This is a genomic window from Pseudomonas sp. 8209 (assembly GCF_028682105.1).
GTDB lineage: Bacteria > Pseudomonadota > Gammaproteobacteria > Pseudomonadales > Pseudomonadaceae > Aquipseudomonas > Aquipseudomonas palmensis.
The window spans coordinates 411,605-431,655 of the sequence record NZ_JANIAH010000003.1 but is presented as its reverse complement, the minus strand read 5'-3'; the positions used below and the strand labels follow the sequence as shown (position 1 = coordinate 431,655).

At 64.8% G+C, this 20,051-nt stretch carries 20 protein-coding genes and 1 pseudogene; 11 read left to right on the top strand and 10 right to left on the bottom strand.

Annotated features, from left to right (window positions below; all coding sequences use genetic code 11):
• Positions 1-108 precede the first annotated feature (108 nt).
• Genes NP552_RS08720 through NP552_RS08710 form a run of 3 tightly spaced genes read left to right on the top strand, consistent with a single transcriptional unit; the run spans position 109 to position 3,251 of the window.
• A complete protein-coding gene (locus NP552_RS08720; RefSeq protein WP_043863495.1) occupies positions 109-1,374 on the top strand; it encodes an Hsp70 family protein in 1,266 nt (421 codons plus the stop codon).
• Positions 1,375-1,401: 27 nt separating this feature from the next.
• A complete protein-coding gene (locus NP552_RS08715) occupies positions 1,402-2,316 on the top strand; it encodes a hypothetical protein (RefSeq protein ID WP_043863496.1) in 915 nt (304 codons plus the stop codon).
• Positions 2,313-3,251 (top strand): hypothetical protein, encoded by a 939-nt coding sequence (locus tag NP552_RS08710; RefSeq protein ID WP_104572983.1) that lies wholly within the window; start codon positions 2,313-2,315, stop codon positions 3,249-3,251. The genes NP552_RS08715 and NP552_RS08710 overlap by 4 nt, the downstream gene beginning before the upstream one ends.
• Before the next feature lie 44 nt (positions 3,252-3,295).
• Here NP552_RS08710 and NP552_RS08705 read toward each other — a convergent pair whose 3' ends face one another.
• The gene (locus NP552_RS08705) at positions 3,296-4,303 is read right to left on the bottom strand and encodes an AI-2E family transporter (protein WP_054916161.1); all 1,008 of its coding nucleotides are present in this window, start codon (positions 4,301-4,303) and stop codon (positions 3,296-3,298) included.
• A gap of 166 nt (positions 4,304-4,469) precedes the next feature.
• Here NP552_RS08705 and NP552_RS08700 point away from each other — a divergent pair, with 166 nt between their 5' ends.
• Together NP552_RS08700 and NP552_RS08695 are read left to right on the top strand one after the other, a co-directional pair.
• Complete coding sequence (locus NP552_RS08700; protein WP_104572984.1) at positions 4,470-5,021, top strand: hypothetical protein; 552 nt, start codon at positions 4,470-4,472, stop codon at positions 5,019-5,021.
• On the top strand, positions 5,014-5,958 hold the full coding sequence (locus NP552_RS08695; protein ID WP_274096637.1) for a hypothetical protein: 945 nt from the start codon (positions 5,014-5,016) through the stop codon (positions 5,956-5,958). The genes NP552_RS08700 and NP552_RS08695 overlap by 8 nt, the downstream gene beginning before the upstream one ends.
• Before the next feature lie 14 nt (positions 5,959-5,972).
• Here the strand turns inward: NP552_RS08695 and NP552_RS08690 are convergent, their stop codons facing one another.
• Together NP552_RS08690 and NP552_RS08685 are read right to left on the bottom strand one after the other, a co-directional pair.
• Positions 5,973-6,257 carry a PsiF family protein gene (locus NP552_RS08690; RefSeq protein WP_104572986.1) on the bottom strand — a complete coding sequence of 95 codons (285 nt, stop codon included), beginning with the start codon at positions 6,255-6,257 and terminating at the stop codon, positions 5,973-5,975.
• 75 nt (positions 6,258-6,332) lie between these two features.
• Positions 6,333-7,118, bottom strand: a complete 786-nt coding sequence (locus NP552_RS08685) for an AraC family transcriptional regulator (RefSeq protein WP_043863502.1) — start codon at positions 7,116-7,118, stop codon at positions 6,333-6,335.
• Between the two features lie 113 nt (positions 7,119-7,231).
• Between NP552_RS08685 and NP552_RS08680 the strand changes: the two genes are divergently transcribed.
• Positions 7,232-8,143: a DMT family transporter gene (locus tag NP552_RS08680; protein WP_043863503.1), complete on the top strand. Its 912-nt coding sequence runs from the start codon at positions 7,232-7,234 to the stop codon at positions 8,141-8,143.
• On the opposite strand, the gene NP552_RS08675 is transcribed toward NP552_RS08680, so the two are convergent.
• A complete protein-coding gene (locus NP552_RS08675; RefSeq protein WP_274096636.1) occupies positions 8,103-8,993 on the bottom strand; it encodes an esterase/lipase family protein in 891 nt (296 codons plus the stop codon). The genes NP552_RS08680 and NP552_RS08675 overlap by 41 nt on opposite strands.
• Positions 8,994-9,127: 134 nt before the next feature.
• On the opposite strand from NP552_RS08675, the gene osmE reads away from it, so the two are divergent.
• On the top strand, positions 9,128-9,472 hold the full coding sequence (gene osmE / locus NP552_RS08670) for an osmotically-inducible lipoprotein OsmE (RefSeq protein ID WP_043863505.1): 345 nt from the start codon (positions 9,128-9,130) through the stop codon (positions 9,470-9,472).
• An 85-nt stretch (positions 9,473-9,557) separates the two neighbouring features.
• The gene (locus NP552_RS08665; RefSeq protein WP_043863506.1) at positions 9,558-10,088 is read left to right on the top strand and encodes a ferritin-like domain-containing protein; all 531 of its coding nucleotides are present in this window, start codon (positions 9,558-9,560) and stop codon (positions 10,086-10,088) included.
• Positions 10,089-10,152: 64 nt separating this feature from the next.
• On the opposite strand, the gene NP552_RS08660 is transcribed toward NP552_RS08665, so the two are convergent.
• The gene (locus tag NP552_RS08660; RefSeq protein WP_058541582.1) at positions 10,153-12,225 is read right to left on the bottom strand and encodes an AsmA family protein; all 2,073 of its coding nucleotides are present in this window, start codon (positions 12,223-12,225) and stop codon (positions 10,153-10,155) included.
• 177 nt (positions 12,226-12,402) lie between these two features.
• On the opposite strand from NP552_RS08660, the pseudogene NP552_RS08655 reads away from it, so the two are divergent.
• From NP552_RS08655 to NP552_RS08645, 3 genes and pseudogenes are all read left to right on the top strand, one after another.
• Positions 12,403-12,678: pseudogene (locus NP552_RS08655) on the top strand (phage infection protein); the annotation flags it as partial.
• A 112-nt stretch (positions 12,679-12,790) separates the two neighbouring features.
• Entirely contained in the window at positions 12,791-13,423 is a 633-nt protein-coding gene (locus NP552_RS08650) for a TetR family transcriptional regulator (protein WP_043863508.1), read from the top strand.
• A gap of 90 nt (positions 13,424-13,513) precedes the next feature.
• Positions 13,514-14,623, top strand: coding sequence for an AGE family epimerase/isomerase (locus NP552_RS08645; protein WP_054916168.1), 1,110 nt, complete (start codon positions 13,514-13,516; stop codon positions 14,621-14,623).
• Between the two features lie 66 nt (positions 14,624-14,689).
• Here the strand turns inward: NP552_RS08645 and NP552_RS08640 are convergent, their stop codons facing one another.
• The 5 genes from NP552_RS08640 to NP552_RS08620 all read right to left on the bottom strand — a co-directional run bounded on the left by NP552_RS08640 (position 14,690) and on the right by NP552_RS08620 (position 20,044).
• Positions 14,690-15,454 (bottom strand): SDR family oxidoreductase, encoded by a 765-nt coding sequence (locus NP552_RS08640; protein WP_043863510.1) that lies wholly within the window; start codon positions 15,452-15,454, stop codon positions 14,690-14,692.
• Positions 15,455-16,258: 804 nt separating this feature from the next.
• Positions 16,259-16,975: an ABC transporter ATP-binding protein gene (locus NP552_RS08635; protein ID WP_043863511.1), complete on the bottom strand. Its 717-nt coding sequence runs from the start codon at positions 16,973-16,975 to the stop codon at positions 16,259-16,261.
• Positions 16,972-17,847 (bottom strand): ATP-binding cassette domain-containing protein, encoded by an 876-nt coding sequence (locus NP552_RS08630; protein ID WP_054916169.1) that lies wholly within the window; start codon positions 17,845-17,847, stop codon positions 16,972-16,974. The genes NP552_RS08635 and NP552_RS08630 overlap by 4 nt, the downstream gene beginning before the upstream one ends.
• On the bottom strand, positions 17,844-19,127 hold the full coding sequence (gene livM / locus NP552_RS08625) for a high-affinity branched-chain amino acid ABC transporter permease LivM (RefSeq protein ID WP_043863512.1): 1,284 nt from the start codon (positions 19,125-19,127) through the stop codon (positions 17,844-17,846). Before livM ends, NP552_RS08630 begins: the two co-directional genes overlap by 4 nt.
• Before the next feature lie 2 nt (positions 19,128-19,129).
• Complete coding sequence (locus NP552_RS08620; RefSeq protein WP_043863513.1) at positions 19,130-20,044, bottom strand: ABC transporter permease subunit; 915 nt, start codon at positions 20,042-20,044, stop codon at positions 19,130-19,132.
• Positions 20,045-20,051 lie beyond the last annotated feature (7 nt).

The window sequence follows — 20,051 nt, the reverse complement described above, 5'->3', positions numbered from 1 at the left end:
ATAGCCTTTCAAGTCGGACAAAGGATTGCTGTCGAGCAGATATTCGGTCTTGATTCTGCCGATGGCTGGCATAAACTGCGCGGCCGTTTTTCCCCCGGAAGCACACCCATGAGTCACGCATCCCCGGCCCGCGCCTGCGGTATCGACTTCGGCACCTCCAATTCCACCGTCGGCTGGCACCGTCCCGGCGTGGATTCGCTGATTGCCCTGGAAGACGGCAAGATCACCTTGCCCTCGGTGGTGTTCTTCAATATCGAGGAGCGGCGCCCGGTCTATGGCCGGCTGGCCCTGCACGAGTATCTGGAGGGCTACGAAGGCCGCCTGATGCGCTCGCTCAAGAGCCTGCTGGGCTCCAAGCTGATCAAGCACGACACCAGCGTGCTGGGCACCGCGCTGCCGTTCAAGGACCTGCTGGGCATGTTCATCGGCGAGCTGAAGAAGCGCGCCGAGGCCAATGCCGGGCGCGACTTCGACGAGGTGGTGCTGGGCCGCCCGGTGCATTTCGTCGACGACGACCAGGCCGCCGACCAGGAGGCCGAAGACACCCTGGCCGAGGTGGCGAAGAAGATCGGCTTCAAGGACGTGTCGTTCCAGTACGAACCCATCGCCGCAGCCTTCGACTACGAGTCGAGCATCCAGGGCGAAGAGCTGGTGCTGATCGTCGACATCGGCGGTGGTACCTCGGACTTCTCGCTGGTACGCCTGGCCCCCGAGCGCCACATGCTCGATGACCGCCACGCCGACATCCTGGCCACCGGTGGCGTGCACATCGGCGGTACCGACTTCGACAAGCAGTTGAGCCTGCAGGGCGTGATGCCGCTGTTCGGCTATGGCAGCCGCATGAAAAGCGGTGCCTTCATGCCCACCAGCCACCACATGAACCTGGCCACCTGGCACACCATCAACTCGGTGTACTCGCAGAAATCCCAGCTGGCGCTGGGCAGCATGCGCTACGACATCGAGGACACCGACGGCATCGACCGCCTGTTCAAGCTGATCGAACAGCGCGCCGGGCACTGGCTGGCGATGGAAGTGGAAGCCACCAAGATCGAGCTGACCCACAGCGACAGCCGCCTGGTCGACCTCAAGCGCGTGCAGCCCGAGCTGAGTGTGGAGTTGACCCGTGCGCTGTTCGAGGCGTCCATCGACAGCCTGCTCGAACGTGTGCGTGGCAGCGTCGGCGAGCTGCTGAACAAGGCCGGTGTAGGGGTGGCGCAGGTCGACACGGTATTCTTCACCGGCGGCTCCAGCGGCATCCCTGCCCTGCGCCAGAGCGTGGCGGCCATGCTGCCCAACGCGCGCCACGTCGAGGGCAACATCTTCGGCAGCATCGGTAGCGGCCTGGCGATCGAAGCCCGCAAGCGTTACGGCTAGCCCGCCGCCCCACAAGGACGTGAACAGATGAGTTTCAAACCCCTGGCGCTGATCAGCGCCCTGCTGCTGGCCGGTTGCAACGACGACCTGATGACCCTGCGCTTCGAGGACTCGGCCGGCTCGTCGGGCACCGGCCTGGACGCGCGCAAGCAGCAGATGATCGACGAGGCCCTGGTGCAACGCCAGATCGACCCGAAAAGCCTGCGCTGGCGGGTCGACCTCGAAGACCAACACCTGGTGTACGTGAGGGAACTGCAGCCGCTGAGCGAGGCGCAGCGCAAGGCGTTGCGCGAACCGTTCGACGAGATCCTGCAGGCACGCGCGGCGAACACGCTGCAGATCGAACTCACCCTGGACATCACCCCCGAGCAACGCCAGGCCCTGAGCGCGGCAGAGCGCCAGCGGATCGACGCGCTGCCGCAACCGTTGTTGATCCCGCTGGAGCTCAGCCCGACGGTGCTGACCATGGCGCTGATGCCCAGGGACGACGACAACGTGCCGCGGGACGTGACCGAACGCATCAACTCCAAGGTCACCTGCCAACTGCAGGCGCTGCCGGTAAAGCCGTTGCCGGAAGGCATCACCGGCCTGTGGCAGATGACGCTGGACACGGCCAATCAGGTCAGCGTCGAGCTGGGCGAAGCGCACTACCCGGCGCATTACCGGCTGACCGACGCCGGCCTGCAAGGCAGGATCGACAAAGGCGAACTGTGGCTCGTCGAGCCGAACTACCTGTCGGTGGACCCACTGGTGGTAATGCTGGGCTTTTCGGACCTGGGGCAACAGCGGCTGTACCGCAGTTTTCCGTTGCAACCCAATGCTTCGCAGCTGATCCATTCGTGCGAAAGCGCTGCCAATCACTTGCCACGCCCCCTGAGCTTTCGGGTCGGGGACGGCCTGGACCGGCTCGAATCGGTGACCTACAAGGAAGAAACCCAATGAACCTGGCCAGAACCCTGGCACTGTCGAGCGCGCTGCTGCTGGGCGGCTGCGGCGATGAAACATTCATGAGCGTGCGCTTTCAGACCGACGTCGGCACCGCCCGCTGGGGGCTGGACCCGATCAACCTGCAGATGATCGGCGAGGCCCTCGAACAGCGCCAGGTCGACCCCAAGCGCCTGCGTTTCGACGTGGATGCCGAGGACAAGCGCCTGGTGCATGTGGTGCTGCTGCAACCGCTGGATGAACAGCAGCAGGCCGCCCTGCGCGGGCTGTTCGAGGACATCGTGCAGGCGCGCAACGCTGTCACCTTCGCTATCGAAGTCACCCTGCAACCCACCGCCGCCGAGCGCCAGCGCCTGACCCCAAGCCAGCTGCAGGCCCTGGAGGCGATGCCCGCCTCGTTCACCCTGCCCGCCGAACCGGGCGACGAAGTGAGCACGGTGGCCGCGATGCCGGAGCAATGGCCGGGTACCACGATGGATGTCAACGAACAGGTGCAGGCCGAGGTCAGTTGCCTGCTGTACATCAGCCCGCGCCAGTATTACCCGGGCATGACCGACATCTACGCGGCCAAGGGCGATGACCCGCAGCGGGTGGTGCTGGAGTTTGCCGAAACAGGCGAAGCGGATGCCTTCAGCCTGTGGAAAGTGAGTGCCCGCTACCGCTTCAAGCAGGCCAGCCTGCAGCAGCAGGTCGACAAGGGTGAACTCGCGCTGCTGCCGGCTGACGAGCAGAACCGCAAGAGCCTGAGCATCGCGTTCAAGCTGGCGGACCTGGGCGAGCACGAGCTGATGCGTGCCTACCAGATCGACTATCGGGTCAAGGCCCTGAACAGCCAGTGCTACGCCGAGCAGATGAAGCTCGGGCGGCCGTACACCTTCTTCATGGGTACGGGGCTGGATCGGGTGGAAGCGGTCACTTATCCACAGAAATGAGTTGGCTGCTTCGCCAGCAAGGCTGGCGAAGAGGCCCGTCGGCCTTACACCAGCTCGGCCCGGCGCAACTCGCTCTTCAGGTACGCATAGTAGATCGGCCCCGCGACCACGCCCGGCAAGCCGAACGCTGCCTCGAACACCAGCATCGCCAGCAGCAGCTCCCACGACTTGGCGCGAATCTGCCCGCCCACGATGCGCGCATTGAGAAAGTACTCGACCTTGTGGATCACGATCAGGTAGCCCAGCGCCGCCACAGCCACCCAGATCGACAGCGACAGGCCGACGATGGTGATCAGCGTGTTGGACATCAGGTTGCCGATCACCGGCAGCAGCCCCAGCAGGAAGGTCAGCACGATCAGCGTCTTGGTCAGCGGCAGGTGCACCCCGAACAGCGGCAGCACCACCGCCAGGAATACCCCGGTAAAGGCGGTGTTGAGCAGCGAGATCTTGATCTGCGCGAACACGATGTTGCGAAACGCCTGCACCAGCAGCGACAGGCGCTCGAACAAGGCCGCGGCCAGCGGTTTGCGCTGGGTCAGGTCGGGGATGCGCTGCAAGGCCACGATGGCGCCCAGGATCATGCCGATCAGCAAGGTCACGAACATGTGCGCCGCGCCCTTGCCCACCAGTTGCAGGTCGGCCAGGTGGGTGCGCAACCATTCGCCGATGGCCACCTTGAACTCCGCCGCACTGGCCGGCAGGTAGGCGTCGATGAACGGCGGCAACTGCCCGCGCGCCTGGTCCACCAGCAGCATGAACTTGTCCAGCGACGCGCCGGGATTCTCCGCCTCGTGCAGCAGAAAGCTGATGGCCCCGGCAAACAGCAGGCTCAGCACGCTCACGATCAGCGTGCCCAGCAACGCCACCGCTACCCAGCGCGCACGCTGCCCGGCAATCAGGTGCTGCAGCTTGGGCGTGAGCATGTTGACCAGCTCGAACACCAGCAGGCCGGCCAGCAGGCTGGGCAGCAGCTTGAGCGGCAGCGCCAGCAGCAACCCGGTGAACACGATGAGCCAACTCGCCAGGACGATCTGGCGCTGGGTAAATGTCATACAACCTCGGAGGCAGAAAGACCACAAAGACGGCAGTCTGCCAGCCTTCTACGAGCAGGCATAGGGGCACGCGGGGCGCGGCGCGCTGGCGTTGCCAGGGCAATCTTTCTATGATGCCCGCCCTCACGGAATGACCGCGCGCCCATGCGCAATCGCAGGAGCGTGCATGCGCGAAAAAGATATCCTCGAAATACTGGTGCCGATTCTCTGCGTGCTGATTGTCTGGCGCATCACGCCGATCTTCTGGACGTTCTTCATGACCTGGCTCAACCGCGTCAGGTACCTGCGCCGCGCCACCCCGATACGCCAGCTGAACGACGGCGAACGCGAGGCCCTGGCGTTTCTAGGCGGCCCGGCCTACATGCTGCGCACGCTGGTCGGCACCACCGACCTGCCCTGGAAGAAACTGGCCCACGTCACCGGCAAGCGCGCTGCGGTGTACCGCCTGCAAGGCCCGCTGGACACCTGGGGCTACTCGCTGCAGCACTTCGGCGAAACACACCACCGCATCCAGGGCATCGCGGTGCACATGCCGCTGGAGGACATCGAGGAAAAGACCGACCCGCACAACGAGGTGGAGGTGATGTTCAGCCGGGGCGTGGCCATCATTCTTAGCGTCAATGGTCGGCCCACCCTCATCGAAACCCTGCGCCTGTGGCAGCCTCGCCTGCTGCCGCTGCAGGAACACGCCGACACGGCCAAGGAACCCCATGCGTAAGGTACTGCTGTGCGCGCTCGCGCTGTTGCTCGCAGGCTGTGACAAGGACTTTCTGTTGCTGCACTTCCAGGCGCCGGTGGGCGACCTGTACTACAGCCGGGACGTGCATTACAGCTACCGCGAATCGATCTTCGCGCTGCTGGCCGCGCACCACATCCCCACCGACAGCCTGGTGATGGAGATGGACGAGTACAACGACAAGGTGGCGCACCTGCGCCTGACGGACGACTCACTGAGCCCACAGCAGCTGGACGAGATTCGCGAGGTGTTCGAAGCCATCATCCCGGCACGCAATGCGGTGACCCTGAACATGAAGCTGCGGTTCGACGCCGACCAGGCCCAGGGGCTGACTGGCCAGCGCCAGGGCACCGGCGCGCCGCCGCGTCACTTCGACACCACCGTGCTGACCCCGCAGAACCTGCACATTGCCCTTGGCCAGGACATCGGTACCCCGCCGCACAGCAACCCCTACCTCAAGGTGCTGCCGCAGGCCGATGACCAGATGCTCTGCACCCTGGAGGCCGGCATGACTCCGACACTGCCGTTCTACATGCTCGCCACCGGGCCAGGCGAGCTCGGCTCGGGCCGTCAGGGCCTGCTGCACGTGCGCAACCGCGACTTCCAGGCCGCACAGGTGCCAGTGCACCTGCAGTTCGAAGACGCGGCGCTGCGCCGACTGGTCGATAACGGCACCCTGCAGGTGGCGTTCAGCACCCGCAACTGGCTCGACTACCTGAACCCCGACAACATTCACCTGCACTTCGTGATCGGCCCGCCACTGGTATCGGCGCCGATGGCCGAGATGACCCATGCGCGTGCCCGGGAACTGCACACCGAGTGCAACCAGCGCATGGACGCACTGGGGCGGCCGTTCTCGTTCTTCTTTGGCGAGGGCGTGGACCGGCTGGTGTATGTGGGCCTGCCGGCACGCGACTGAGCCTCAGCGGGGGCTCATTTCTTCTTCAGGCAGGTACTCATGAACGCCTTGCGCTCGTCGCCCTTGAGCGCCTGGGTGGTGGCGTCGGCATTGCAGGTCTTCATCTTCTCCTGCTGGGTCGCGGGCTCGGCCTTTTTCAGGCAGGTGCTCATGAACGCCTTGCGCGCGTCACCCTTGAGCGCCTGGGTGGTGGCGTCGGCATTGCAGGTCTTCATCTTCTCCTGCTGTGCGGTGGCGGCGAACCCCTGCGAACACATCAGGACGCCAAGCAGCAGCAACGGCACACGCAACATTTTCATGGGGCATTCTCCTGGTCGCCACGCCATCCGCGCAGCCTCGACACCAGTGTAGACAAGAATTTTTACAAACCCCTGTCAGCCGCGGCGCGCCTGGCGTCGGTACTGCTCCGGGGTGCACTGGGCCTGGCGCTGGAACATCGCGATAAAAGCCGATGGGCTGCCGTAGCCCAGGTCGAAGGCGATCTGCTGGATGCTCTGCTCGCCCTCCAGGGCCTCGATGGCCCGCAGAAACCGCAGACGCTGGCGCCATTCGCCAAAGCTGATACCCAGCTCGCGGATGAACTGGCGGGCCAGGGTGCGCTCGCTCACGTGCACGCTGGCCGCCCAGTCGCCCAGCGGACGGTTGTCCCCAGGGTTGCGCTGCAGGGCCTGCAGCACGCTGCGCAGGCCCGGGCCCTGGGCATACGGCAGGTAGCCGGTGTGCACCGGCGCGCAGTGCAACTGGTCCACCAGCACCTGGGCCAGGCGCTGGTCGGCATCGGTGCGCGGCACCTTGACGTCACGCCGGGCAAAATCGCCGAGGATGGCCTTGAGGATGTCGCTGATCACCAGGCTGCACGGCTGCGCAGGCAGGCTCTGGCTCAGCTCGCGGGTGATGTACACCGAGCGGTACACCACGGCCTGGGGGTTGTAGCAGCCATGCTCGGTGTCCGGCGGCACCCATACCGCGTAGTTGGGCGGCGAGAAGAAGCGCCGGCCGTCGATCTCCAGCTGCATCACCCCGTGGGCGGTGTAGTTGAGCTGGCCCCAGGCGTGACGGTGCGCGGCGCTGTGGGTGTCGGCGCCGAACTCGTCATAGCGGAAGTACACCGGTGCCGGTAGCGCGTCCAGCTGCGGGATGTCGAGGTATTTGCGTGCCATGCTGTCGGTCGAATGCTGTCTGGATCAATGGGCGGGTTGTCTGGATCGCAGTATAAACATCCAGACAGACAGGCGGATAATGACCGCCGTCATCTTCAAAGAGTCCCTGTTGCATGAATTATGCGTTCCCCCTGCTGGCCATTCTGATCTGGGCCGGCAACACCGTGGTCAACAAGCTGGCCGTCGGCGCCATCTTCCCTGCCGAGATCGGCTTCTACCGCTGGGTGCTCGCCGGCCTGCTGCTCAGCCCGTTCCTGCTGCGGGCAGTGCTGCGCAACCGCGCGGCGATCCGTCCGCACCTGGGCAAGATCGTCATCCTCGGGGTGCTGGGCATGGCGGTTTACCAGAGCCTGGCGTACTTTGCCGCCGCCATCACCAGCGCCACCAACATGGGCATCATCCTGTCGCTGATGCCGCTGATGTCGCTGGCCCTGGCCATCGCCACCCTGGGCCAGCGCCTGAGCGCCGGCGCGCTGCTGGGTGCACTGGTGTCGTTCGCCGGGGTGCTGGTGGTGGTGTCCGGCGGGGACCCGGCCGCGCTGCTGGCCCACGGCCTGAACCTGGGAGACGCGATGATGCTGATCGCCACCCTGGCCTATGCGGTGTACAGCACCCTGCTGAAAAAGTGGCAACTGCGCCTGCCGCCGCTGCAACTGCTGTACCTGCAGGTGCTGGTGGCGATCGTGGTGCTGTTGCCGCTGTACCTGTTCTCGCCCAAGGCCGGGCTGAGCGTGGACAACATCGGCCTGGTGCTCTATGCCTGCGTGCTGGCCTCGATCGTGGCGCCACTGGTGTGGATGCAGGCGGTGGTGCGCCTGGGGCCCAGCCGCACCACGCTGTTCTTCAACCTGCTGCCGGCGCTGACCGCGGTGATTGCGGCACTGGTGCTCGACGAGCGCCTGGCGCCGTATCACCTGGTGGGCGGCGTGCTGACCCTGGCCGGGGTGATTCTGGCCGAACGCTGGACCACCCCGCTGCGCCGCCTCAAAGCCCCGCCGCCTTCAGACGCGCCGCGTGCTCGGTAAACAGCCGTACCGGGTCGGCGCCCTTGCCCACCGCGCCGAGTGACTGGTTGACGATATCCAGGTGATCCAGCGGGTAGTCGTCGCCGATCACCTGGCCCAGGTGCGAGCTGAACCGCCCGACCATGCCGTCGCACTGGCCCGGTTCACGCACGAAGGTGCGCGCGAACAGGCGGCAGAAGCGGTTGCTGCCATCGAAGCGGTTGCGCCCGCTGTCGGTGATGCCCGGCTGCAAGGTGCCCGACCACGAGTAGTAGCGCACCCCGTCGACCTCGGCCGGCCCCTCGCCACCCCAGGTCAGCGGCAGGCCCTGTGGATAACGCTGGTTGAACAGGGCCACGCCCTCGAATGTCAGCGACTGGTGCGAGGCGTGCACGTCGATGGGCAGGCCTGCCCCGCGCCAGCCGGTTTCCAGCCAGCCCATCAGCCGTGCCAGCCCGTGCAGCACCAGTTTGAGAAGGCGCCCGCGGACGGAATCGCCGGGGTAGTGCTTGTCCAGGTAGTCGGCCAGTTCGGAGCCGTGGTTGGGGCCCGCGATGGAGGTGACCGAGGCCACCCATTCCGGGCGCCTGGCCGCCGCATAACGGGCGGTCAGCGCACCCTGGCTGTGGCCCAGCAGGTGAACCTTGTCGGCGCCGGTGCGGCGGCGCAGGTCGTCGATGATGCGCAGCAGCTGTTCACCGCGCACCTCGTTGCCGTGGACCGGCGAGACCTGCACCGGGAACACCGTGGCCCCGCCCCGGCGCAGGGCCGCGACAATGCCGAACCAGTACGGGTACAGCACCAGGCGCACGAAGCCGAGCATGCCCGGCACCAGTACCAGTGGATAACGCGTTGCAAGCGCTTGCGACATGGCGGCCCCTCCCGATCCGTGGCAGTGCGCACCACCCTACAGGCACAACAATGGCAACTGCAATCGAACTCCCGGCGTGCGCTGCGGTTCCAACCCTTATCAGGCCATGACGGCCTTCACAAGGGAGCGAGACCATGTACAAGCACGCCCTGGCAGCCCTGCTGGCAAGCGCCACCCTGGTAGGCTGCGGAAGCAACCGCCCTGAAAACCCTGTGGACTACGTGACCTACCGCGAACAGCCGCTGGTCAAGCAGGTGGGCAACGGCATGACCATGCAGCAGGTGATCGCCATCGGCGGCAGCCCTTCCTCCGTCATCGACCTGCCCCACGGCGGCACATGCAACAACTACGTGCTAAACCATGAAGGCAAGCAACAGGCTTACTACGTGCGTTTCGATGCCACCGGGCATGTGGATGCCAAGGGCTTCAAGACGTGCGAGCAACGCCAGAAGGACGAACAGGCCCTTCCCGGCGCGTAAAACTTTTAGCGCGCCAATCAATCACACACTGTGCACCCGACGCGCCGTCAGAGCGTGAAACCCCGTTTTCAGCTTGGAGAACATGATGAGCAACGTTGAACTGACCGATGTACAAACCCTGCGCCACCGCGCCCGCCAGCACGTGGAAGACGGTGCGGTGACCGAAGGCTACACCGCCGACCGCGAAAAGATCCTGCGCCTGCTGAACGAGTCGCTGGCCACCGAGTGGGTGTGCGTATTGCGCTACAAACGCCACTACTTCATGGCCGAGGGGATCAAGGCCAACGTGGCCGCCGAAGAGTTCCTGGAGCACGCCAACCAGGAGATGGAACACGCCGACAAGCTGGCCGAGCGCATCGTGCAACTGGGCGGCGAACCGGACTTCAACCCCGACAACCTGAGCAAGAACTCCCACGCGCAGTACGTGGCAGGCAAGACCCTCAAGGAAATGGTGCTCGAAGACCTGGTCGCCGAGCGCATCGCCATCGACAGCTACCGCGAGATCATCCAGTACATCGGTGACAGCGACCCGACCACCCGGCGCATCTTCGAAGACATCCTGGCCCAGGAAGAAGAGCACGCGGACGATATGGCGGATCTGCTCAAAGGGCTGTAAACGTAGCGCCCCCTTCGCCGGCAAGGCCGGCTCCTACAGGAGCCGCCTTACCGGCAAAGCTTTTTCAGCCAGCCTTGACGGTCTTGGGCGCCTTGCCCGAACGCATCTGCTCCAGCAACGGCGTGCACTGGTTCTCGTCCCCGCCGCTGGGCGCCACCAGCGCCAGCAACGCCGCCGCCGGCGCTACCGCCACCCCCAACGCCACCATCCCCGCCCCGCGCAACGCCAGCGGAATCGCCTGCACGCCTGCACTCGGCTTGGCGAACGGCCCGCGCACGTACAACGGCGAGCGCAGCGAGAACAGGCGCAGGCCCTTGGACTCGGGGTTGATCTTCAGGTCCAGTTGCTCGGTGGCGAAGTTGGCCGTGCCATCGATGTAGATGATCGCGTTCTCGGTGTCGAACACGAACAGGCGCGTACTGGCCAGGCCGTCCTTGATGCCGAAGTCCGCCGCCGCGCAGTTGATCTTCACCTCGTTGTCGCCAAACAGCTTGCCCACCACGTAGTTGCCCACGTTGAGCCCGGCGATCTCCATCAGGCCACGGCTGATCGCCCCATCGTTGATCAGCAGCCGCAGGTCGCCATTGGAGGTGCCCAGCAAGGCCGCCACCGAGTTGCCGCGGCCACTGATGTCGGCATCGCCATTGAGCGCACCGAAGCTGGTCTTCATCGGTTCGAAGGTGGGGAACAGCTGCTTGAGCTTGAAGTTGCGCGCACTCAGGCGCGCACGCCCCTGCATCGGCACCGCGCGGCCATCCAGGCGGATCTGCGCATCCAGCTTGCCGCCGGCCACGCCGAAACTCAGCGGCTCCAGGCGCAGCACGCCGTCATCGAGCACGAAGTGCGCGGCCAGGTCCTTGAAGGGCAGTTCTTCGCTGTGCACGATGCGCTTGCCGCTGAAGCTCACGTCGGCGTCCATGGTGCGCCAGCGCTCGGTGCGAAACTCCTCCACCGGCAGCACCTTGCCGGCCGGCTGCTTGCTCGCGCCACCACGGGCCTTCTGTTCGGCGTTGGAGTCGGCGCCGATCAGCGGGCCAAGATCCTTGAACAGCAGTTGGTTGGACACCAGCTTGCCGGTGAGCTTTGGCCGCGGCTGGCTGGCGACGAAAGCCATGTCGCCATGGATATCGCTGTCGCCGATCTTGCCGTTGAAGCCCTCGTAGCGGAACACCGCCCCGCCCGGCTCGTGCAGCTTGGCGATCAGGTGGCCGTCGGTGGAATAGGCCGGCGAGTCGGGCAGGGTCACGCCGGTCAGTGGGTACAGATTGCCCAGGCTTGCGCCCGACAGGCGCAGGCGCAGGTCGAGCGCGCCAAGGTTGCGCGGGTCGGTCAGGGTGCCGGCCACCGCGACGCGCGTGTCGGCGATGCGCACGTCAGCCTGCAGCGGAAACGGCTGCGTGGCGTCCTGCAGTGCCAGCAGCCCGCCGATCTTGCCGCTGCCATTCAACGGCTGGCCCTTGTAGCGGCCGTCGACCTTGAAGCCGAAGGCGTAGTCCTGGGGCGCCGAACCCTGGCTCGCCGCCTTGTCGGCGCTGGCCTTGCCGACGATGTCGGTGAACGGAATGGGCTTGCCCAGCGGGTCGACCTGCACCTTCACCACGGTCTTGAGGGTCTGGTCGTCGAAGGCCACCTCGCCTTTGTCGAAGCCGATGGCGCCGATATCCAGCACCCATTTGGACGGCTCGGCGTTCTCGTCCTTGGGCCCGAAATCGAAGGTCCAGTTGGCGCGGCCATCGGCCAGGCGCTTGAGGCTGGCCACCGGCAGGGTCAGGTCGATACGCGGGATCACGATGCGCTGGGCCAGCAGCGGCAGCGGCGAGAGGCGAAACTCCACGCGCTGCAGGCCGACCATCTGCGGCGCCTTGAGCCACTCGGGGTTGCCCAGGGTCAGGTCCTGGGCGATGAAGCGCGGCCATGGCACCCAGGCGCGCCAGCCGCCCTCGTCGCGATCGCGCTGCCAGCGCACGGCCAGGTCGCCATTGATCGCAAAGGGTCGGTGCAAGGCCTCGGAGACCTTTTCGTTGAGGGTGGGCTTGATGCGGTTCCAGTCGAAGGTGGCGATGACGATGATCAGGACCGCCAGCAACAACAGCACAGTGGCGAAGGTCCAGGTGAGAATTTTGGCAGGGCGCGTCATTGCACGAATCTCCTGATGACAGCATGGCGAACAGCCATGCCCGTTGAGGGCACTTAACACTTCCGACTATCAATGCCGTCGATTGTTACCATTATCTTTATGAACTTCTTTATCTGACCCCCAAGCGTAGCATTGGCGCCGTACCCACTTACCAGCCCTCCCAAGGAGCGCCAGATCATGAAACGCCCATTGCTGCTCAGTTTTGCCCTCAGCCTGCTGGCTGCCAACGCCTTCGCCGTACCCGCCACCGAACAGAACCTCTCGGCCGAAGCCCGCGACAGCGCCAGCGTCATTGCACAGCCCCTCAAGACCCTGGCCGAAGGCGGTTCTGACCGCCTGATCGAGCGCAGCAACCGCGTTGCCGAAGGTGGTTCCGACCGCCTTGTCGAACGCAGCACTCGCATCGCCGAAGGCGGCTCGGACCGTCTGATCGAACGCAACAGCCGCGCGAGCTGAGCCCATGCGCCAGTGCCCGCGCCCACAGCCCGGTCCATCGACCGGGCTTTGTTTTTTGCGGCCCAGGCCCTAGAGTGCAGGGCTGTATGACTGTGAACCGATACTCGCCATGCTGCCGCGCGCCGAACAAAAGCTACAGACCCGACAGGCCCTGCTGGATGCCGCCCGCCACCTGATGGAGAGCGGCCGAGGCTTCGGCAGCATCAGCCTGCGCGAGGTAGCCAAGACCGCCGGCATCGTGCCCACCGGCTTCTACCGCCACTTCTGCGACCTGGACCAGCTGGGGCTGGCACTGGTCAACGAGGTGGACGAAACCTTCCGCCAGACCATCCGCCTGGTGCGCCACAACGAATTCGAACTGGGCGGCATCACCGATGCTTCGGTGCGCATCTTTCTCGATGTGGTGGCGGCCAACCGGGCGCAGTTCCTGTTCCTGGCCCGCGAGCAGTACGGTGGCTCGCAGCCGGTGCGCCAGGCCATCGCCAAGCTGCGCGAAGGGATCAGCTCGGACCTGGCGGCGGACCTCAAACGCATGCCGCGCTGGCGGCATCTGGACGACGCGGCACTGGGGGTGATGGCCGACCTGGTGGTCAAGACCGTGTTCGCCACCCTGCCCGAGCTGATCGACTCGCCGGCCGAGCCGGTACCGGGGCAGTTGAGCGCGCAGGCGAAGATCACCCAGCAGTTGCGCTTCATCTTTGTCGGGGCCAAGTACTGGCAAGGGCTCGGCGATCTGCGCTGAGCCCTTGGCTTGCCAGCGAAGGGGTGCTCAAGCCGAACCGCAATTCCTGCTACCATGCGCCACAAACGCCCACCGCGACGACGCCTCTCCATGCCCGACCTTCGTACCGCCCAGCCTGAACTCCCTGCCCTGCTCGACAGCGTCCAGCAGCACTTCGCCCAGCGCATCGTGCCGCTGTGGCAAGGCCCGGGCTGGAACGCGGACATGGCCCTGCCATTCGAAGCCCTCGACCCGCAGCACCGGCCCCTGCCGGTACAGCGCTACCGTGCCATGGCCTGCGCGCGCCAGCTGTACCTGTTCAGCAGCCGCATCGAGCAGCCCGGCGCCGCGGAACGTGCCGCCGCCCTGCTGCGCACCCTGCAACGCCACTTTCACGACGCCGAGCACGGTGGCTGGTTCTACAGCATCGACGCCCAGGGCAACCCGCTGGACCGCACCAAGGACCTCTACACCCACGCCTTCATCGTGTTCGCCTGCGCGCATTACTGGGGCAAGGTGAACGAAGCAATGGCCGAGTCGACCTTGAATGCAGCCCTTGAAGTGGTGCTGGAGCGCTTTGCCACCGAGCACGGCCTGTACGAGGCGAGCCTGGCCGAAGACTGGTCGACGCTGGGCAGCGGGCCGTTGCAGAACCCGCTGATGCACCTGGCCGAAGCCTTTCTCGCCACCCTGTCGGTGCGTCACGACGCGGTGGTACAGGACGCGCTGGTAAACCTCACCGAGGCCATGCAGGCGCACTTCATCGACCCGGCACATGGGGTGATGCTGGAGAAACCGCGCGGGGCTGTGGATAACTGGTTCGAACCCGGGCACCAGTTCGAGTGGTTCTATCTGCTCGAATCCTCACCGCTGCTGCGCGGCGGCGCGCTGCATGGCTCGTTGAGCCGCGCATTCGGCTATGCCGAGCAACAGGGGGTAAAGAACGGTGCGGTGCTGGCGATGCTCAATGTCGACGGCAGCGTGCGTGACGCCACCCAGCGCATCTGGGCCCAGGCCGAATACCTGCGTGCGTTGGCGCTGCGGCCCGACAGCGCGGGCAAGGTGCTGGCGCAACTGCAGGCATTGCAGCAGAACTTTCTGCATGACGGCGGCTGGCATGAATGCCGCGACGCCAGTGGCGCGGTGAGCCGGCACGATATGCCGTCGACCACGCCGTACCACCTGGCGACCTGCCTGGAAGGGTTGCAGCGCGCCCTCTGATGCCTTCGCCAGCAACGCTGGCTCCTACATGAGTTGCAGGAGCCGGCCTTGCCGGCGAAAGTGCACTCAGGCCTTCGAACGATCGATCGAGAACCCCGCCCACGCCTGGCTCACCGGCATCAGCTCGAGGCTGTTGATGTTGATGTGCGCCGGCTGGTTGAGAATCCAGAAGATGGTCTCGGCAATGTCCTGCGGCTGGATCGGCTCGGCACCGGCATAGGTGGCGTCGTAGCGCGCCTTGTCACCCCCGAAGCGCACCAGCGAGAACTCGCTCTCGCACAGCCCCGGCTCGATGTTGCTGACCCGCACGCCCGTGCCCTGCAGGTCGCAGCGCAGGCTCAGCGAGAACTGCCCGACGAACGCCTTGGTACCGCCATACACATGGCTGCCCGGGTATGGATAGTTGCCCGCCACCGACCCGACGTTGAGGATCGTCGCGCCACGCCCGTGGGCGATCAGGCGCGGCAGCAGCAGGCGGGTGCTGTACATCAGGCCCTTGATGTTGGTGTCGACCATGGTCTCCCAGTCGTCCAGGTCGCACTTGGGCGCCGGGTCGGCACCCAGGGCCAGGCCGGCGTTGTTGATCAGCCCGCGCAGCTTGGCAAAGGTCGGCGGCAAGCCTTCGATGGCCGCTTCCATGGCCTTGCGGTCACGCACATCGAGTACCAGGCCATGCACTTCGGTCTGCTTGGACAGCTCCGCACACAGCGCCTCCAGGCGCTCCTGGCGCCGACCGGTCAGCACCAGCGACCAGCCCGCCTCGGCGAAGCGACGTGCGCAGGCTTCGCCAAAACCGGAGGTGGCGCCCGTGATGAATACGGTGGAAGTCATGGAAAATCTCCTCGGGAAAACGTGCCCACGGGCAACTGATCGACAGGGCGTGCAGCATGCCCCGCCACGGCGCTGCGCAGCAAGCCGAAAATCAACTGTACAAAAAACGATCAAAACCCTGAAAGCCTTGCCCCGCAAGGCCCGGCGCGAGCTGTACGCACGTTATCCACAGGCCCTTCCACACAGACTGGGGGCAACTGCACAGGCTGCGGCCCACGGTTTGAGCGGGCTGTGGCCTGGCGTGGGAAGTATTTCGCTTGACCTGGCGGCCGCCCCTTGAACAACGCGACAGTCAGAGATGCAAAAGGATAACTGCAGTGATGGCCCGAGGCCTTTGATCTCGCTGCCTGCGCCAGTCTTTCCAGTGCTTGCCCACAGAGTTATCCACAGGCTGCACAGGTGAAATGAGGGGCAATCGACCTCGCCATAAAAGCCTTGACAAATGCCCGCTGCAGCGTCAGAAAAACCGCTGCTCAAAAAACAACCACACCTCTGTAAGCCTTGTATTACATGGTCCTCAGCCATGTACTACCAAGTTACCCACAGTCGGTTCCACACGAATCGGGGACAACTTCAATGCCTTTGAAAACAAGTGCCTGGAGCGACGTTGTGTCGCGTTACCTGCACACCTTCAAATAACTTTTCCACAATCTGCCGCAAGGCCGATCTGCGGCCCGATCGCGGGTCAAGCCCGCTCCCACAAGGTTCACCGCTGCCCCTGTGGGAGCGGGCTCGACCCGCGATTGGGTCGTAATACGCACAAAAAAAACCCCGGCAAGCCGGGGTCTTCTTTAATGTTCGCCGTCAGTGCCCACCCAGATACGCGTTGCGCACCTCCTCGTTGACCAGCAGTTCCTGGCCGGTGCCGGTCATGCGGATCTGCCCGTTGACCATCACGTAGGCGCGGTCCGACAGCTTGAGCGCATGGTTGGCGTTCTGTTCCACCAGGAAGATGGTCATGCCGGTCTTGGCCAGCTCGCGCAAGGTCGAGAAGATCTGCTTGACCACGATCGGCGCCAGCCCCAGCGACGGTTCATCCAGCAACAGCAACTTGGGCCGGCTCATCAGCGCCCGGGCAATCGCCAGCATCTGCTGCTCACCACCGGACATCGTCATCGCCCGCTGGTTGCGCCGTTCCTTGAGCCGCGGAAAAAGCTCGAACATGCGCTGCATGTCCTCGCCGGCGAACTTGTCGCCAATCGGGATGGTGCCCATCATCAGGTTCTCTTCCACCGACATGTCCGGGAACACCCGGCGCCCCTCCGGCGACTGCGCAATGCCGTTGGAGGCGATGTAGTGGGACGACTTGTGGGTGATATCGGTGCCCCGGTAGAGGATCTGCCCCGACGCCGCGCGCGGCTGGCCGAAGATCGACATCAGCAGCGTGGACTTGCCCGCGCCGTTGGAGCCGATCAGGCTTACCGTCTCGCCTTCGTCGATGTGCATCGAGACCTTTTTCAGCGCCTGGATCGGGCCGTAGAACACGTCCAGGTCCTTCAGTTCGAGGATCGGTACGCTCATGCCAGCTCCTCTTCATCGGCGCCCAGGTAGGCCGCGATCACCGTCGGGTTGTTGCGGATCTCCTGCGGCGCGCCCTCGGCGATCACGTTGCCGTGGTCCAGCACCACGATATGGTCGGAAATGCTCATTACCATGCCCATGTCATGTTCGATCAGTACCACCGTCAGGTCATGCTCGTCGCGCAGCACGCGGATCATGCGGCTGAGCGCTTCGGTTTCCTGCGGGTTGAGGCCGGCGGCGGGTTCGTCCAGGCAGATGATCTGCGGGCGCGTGCACATGGCCCGGGCAATTTCCAGGCGGCGCTGCTGGCCATACGAGAGCTCGCCGGCCAGGCGGTTGGCGCAGTCCACCAGATCGACCACCTCCAGCCAGTAGAAGGCATGGTCCAGGGCGTCGCTCTCGGCCTGACGGTAGGCCTTGGTGTTGAGCACCCCGGCCAGCAGGTTGCGGTTGACCCACATGTGCTGGGCCACCAGCAGGTTCTCCACCACCGACATTTCCTTGAACAGGCGAATGTTCTGGAAGGTACGCGCCAGCCCCGCCCGGTTGACCAGGTGGGTGCCGCCGAACATCTTGTAGTACAGGCGGCTGGCAAAGCTTCTGGGCGACACGAAGTCGGCCGCCTGGAAGCGTTCGCCCAGCAGCTGGATGACATTGGTGCGGGTGCCGCGCAGGTTCAGCTCGATCTTGCCGCCGCTGGCCTTGTAGAACCCGGTAAGGCAGTTGAACACGGTGGTCTTGCCCGCGCCGTTGGGGCCGATAAGCGCGAAGATGGCGTTGCGCCGGACCTTCAGGCTCACGTCGCTGAGCGCCTTGATGCCGCCGAACTGCATCATCAGGTTGTCGACCGAAAGAATCACTTCGTCGCTCATGGCGCCACTCCTTTACGCGGGACCACACCGGTGCGGCTGATGCGGATCAGCCCACGCGGTCGCCAGATCATCATCAACACCATCAGCACGCCGAACAGCAGCACGCGGTACTCGGAGAAGCTGCGCAGCAGCTCCGGCGCCACGGTGAGCACGAAGGCGGCGATCACCACCCCGACCGTCGAGCCCATGCCGCCGAGCACCACGATGGCCAGGATCAGCGCCGACTCGAAGAAGGTGAACGAGGACGGGTTGACGAAGCCCTGGTAGCTGGCGAAGAACACCCCGGCCAGGCCTGCGGTGGACGCACCCAGGGTGAACGCCGAGAGCTTGACCAGCACATGGTTCAGGCCCATCGAGCGGCAGGCGATCTCGTCCTCGCGCAGCGCTTCCCAGGCGCGCCCCACCGGCATGCGGGTGAGCCGGTGCTTGATGTACAGCACCGCCAGCACCACCAGGAACAGCACGATGTAGATGAACAGGAATTTCACGTTGGGGTTGTAGTCGATGCCGAAGAACTCGTGGAACGGTACCCCGCCGTCCTTGGCCCGGCGCCCGAATTCCAGGCCCATGAAGGTCGGCGACGGTACCGGCATGCCGTTGGGCCCGCCGGTGAACGACAGCCAGTTGTTGAGCACCAGGCGGATGATCTCGCCAAAGCCCAGGGTCACGATGGCCAGGTAGTCCCCGTGCATCCTCAGCACCGGAAAGCCCAGTATGCAGCCGGCCAGTGCCGCGGCGATCGCCGCCAGCGGCAGCACTGTCCAGAAGCCCAGCCCCAGGTACTGGTAGCCCAGCGCCAGGCCATAGGCACCGATGGCGTAGAACGCCACGTAGCCCAGGTCGAGCAGCCCGGCCAGGCCCACCACGATGTTCAGCCCCAGGCCCAGCAGCACGTAGATCAGCCCCAGGATGACCACGGTAAGCAGGTACTTGTTGGCGAAGAACGGGAACACGATGGCAATCACGATCAGTGCCGGGATGATCCAGCGCAGGCGCGACTTGTAGTCCGGCGCCAGCACATGCACACCCGAGCCACTGCTCTCGAAGCCCTGCAGGATGGCCTGGCCCTTGCTGGTCTGCAGGAACAGGCTGAGCACGAAGCGCCCCAGCATCACCCCCGCCACCAGCCAGGCGACACGCGCGGGCTGCATGTTGAAGCTGTAGCCGTCGAGCACCACGCCGACGATGGGGCCGAACACGATCAGGGAAATCAGCCCGGCGAGAACCATATCGACCAGGCTGCGCTTGATATCGATGGAAGCGTTTTTGGCAGCAGACATACTTACACCTTGGCCACGAGTGGGCGACCCAGCAGGCCTTGGGGACGGAAGATCAGGATCAGTACCAGCAGCGAGAAGCTGAACACGTCCTTGTAGTCGGAGTTGATCAGCCCGGAGAACAGCGACTCGGAAATCCCCAGGATGATGCCCCCGAGCATCGCGCCCGGCAGCGAGCCGATACCGCCCAGCACCGCCGCGGTGAAGGCCTTGATGCCGATGATGAAGCCGGCATAGAAGTCGAAGGTGCCGTAGTTCATGGTGATCAGCACGCCGGCCAGCGCGGCCATCACCGCACCGATGACGAACACGTAGGAGATCACCCGGTCGGTGTTGATGCCCAGGATCGAGGCCATCTTGCGGTCCTGCTGGGTGGCCCGGCACATGCGCCCCAGCTTGGTGAACTTGATGATGTAGGTGAGCGCGGCCATGCCGACGAAGGCTGCCACCAGGATGAAGATCTTGGTGTAGGTCAGTTGCACGAAGCCGGTGCCCACTTCAAGGCGCCAGGCGCCTTCGAGCAGGGTCGGTACGCCCTGTTGGCGGGCGCCCTGGCTGATCTGCGCGTAGTTCTGCAGGATCAGCGAAATGCCGATGGCACTGATCAGCGGCGCCAGCCGGGTGGAGTTGCGCAGGGGTTTGTAGGCGATGCGTTCGATGGTCCAGCCATACACGCCGGTGACCACCACCGTGAAGATCAGCGTCCCGAGCATCAGCAGGGGAAAGGACTCGATACCGAAATACGCCAGCAATGCCAGGCTGATAGCCGCCAGGTAGGCGGAAATCATGTACACCTCGCCGTGCGCGAAGTTGATCATGCCGATGATGCCATAGACCATTGTGTAGCCGATGGCGATCAGACCATAGACCGACCCCAGGGTCAGACCATTGATCAGTTGCTGCAGGAAAATACCATCCATAACGCAA

Excerpts from the sequence above, each read along its gene's own strand:
- NP552_RS08720 (WP_043863495.1), top strand. The coding sequence starts at position 109 with ATGAGTCACGCATCCCCGGCCCGCGCCTGCGGTATCGACTTCGGCACC.
- NP552_RS08715 (WP_043863496.1), top strand. The coding sequence starts at position 1,402 with ATGAGTTTCAAACCCCTGGCGCTGATCAGCGCCCTGCTGCTGGCCGGT.
- NP552_RS08710 (WP_104572983.1), top strand. The coding sequence starts at position 2,313 with ATGAACCTGGCCAGAACCCTGGCACTGTCGAGCGCGCTGCTGCTGGGC.
- NP552_RS08705 (WP_054916161.1), bottom strand. The coding sequence starts at position 4,303 with ATGACATTTACCCAGCGCCAGATCGTCCTGGCGAGTTGGCTCATCGTG.
- NP552_RS08700 (WP_104572984.1), top strand. The coding sequence starts at position 4,470 with ATGCGCGAAAAAGATATCCTCGAAATACTGGTGCCGATTCTCTGCGTG.
- NP552_RS08695 (WP_274096637.1), top strand. The coding sequence starts at position 5,014 with ATGCGTAAGGTACTGCTGTGCGCGCTCGCGCTGTTGCTCGCAGGCTGT.
- NP552_RS08690 (WP_104572986.1), bottom strand. The coding sequence starts at position 6,257 with ATGAAAATGTTGCGTGTGCCGTTGCTGCTGCTTGGCGTCCTGATGTGT.
- NP552_RS08685 (WP_043863502.1), bottom strand. The coding sequence starts at position 7,118 with ATGGCACGCAAATACCTCGACATCCCGCAGCTGGACGCGCTACCGGCA.
- NP552_RS08680 (WP_043863503.1), top strand. The coding sequence starts at position 7,232 with ATGAATTATGCGTTCCCCCTGCTGGCCATTCTGATCTGGGCCGGCAAC.
- NP552_RS08675 (WP_274096636.1), bottom strand. The coding sequence starts at position 8,993 with ATGTCGCAAGCGCTTGCAACGCGTTATCCACTGGTACTGGTGCCGGGC.
- osmE (WP_043863505.1), top strand. The coding sequence starts at position 9,128 with ATGTACAAGCACGCCCTGGCAGCCCTGCTGGCAAGCGCCACCCTGGTA.
- NP552_RS08665 (WP_043863506.1), top strand. The coding sequence starts at position 9,558 with ATGAGCAACGTTGAACTGACCGATGTACAAACCCTGCGCCACCGCGCC.
- NP552_RS08660 (WP_058541582.1), bottom strand. The coding sequence starts at position 12,225 with ATGACGCGCCCTGCCAAAATTCTCACCTGGACCTTCGCCACTGTGCTG.
- NP552_RS08650 (WP_043863508.1), top strand. The coding sequence starts at position 12,791 with ATGCTGCCGCGCGCCGAACAAAAGCTACAGACCCGACAGGCCCTGCTG.
- NP552_RS08645 (WP_054916168.1), top strand. The coding sequence starts at position 13,514 with ATGCCCGACCTTCGTACCGCCCAGCCTGAACTCCCTGCCCTGCTCGAC.
- NP552_RS08640 (WP_043863510.1), bottom strand. The coding sequence starts at position 15,454 with ATGACTTCCACCGTATTCATCACGGGCGCCACCTCCGGTTTTGGCGAA.
- NP552_RS08635 (WP_043863511.1), bottom strand. The coding sequence starts at position 16,975 with ATGAGCGTACCGATCCTCGAACTGAAGGACCTGGACGTGTTCTACGGC.
- NP552_RS08630 (WP_054916169.1), bottom strand. The coding sequence starts at position 17,847 with ATGAGCGACGAAGTGATTCTTTCGGTCGACAACCTGATGATGCAGTTC.
- livM (WP_043863512.1), bottom strand. The coding sequence starts at position 19,127 with ATGTCTGCTGCCAAAAACGCTTCCATCGATATCAAGCGCAGCCTGGTC.
- NP552_RS08620 (WP_043863513.1), bottom strand. The coding sequence starts at position 20,044 with ATGGATGGTATTTTCCTGCAGCAACTGATCAATGGTCTGACCCTGGGG.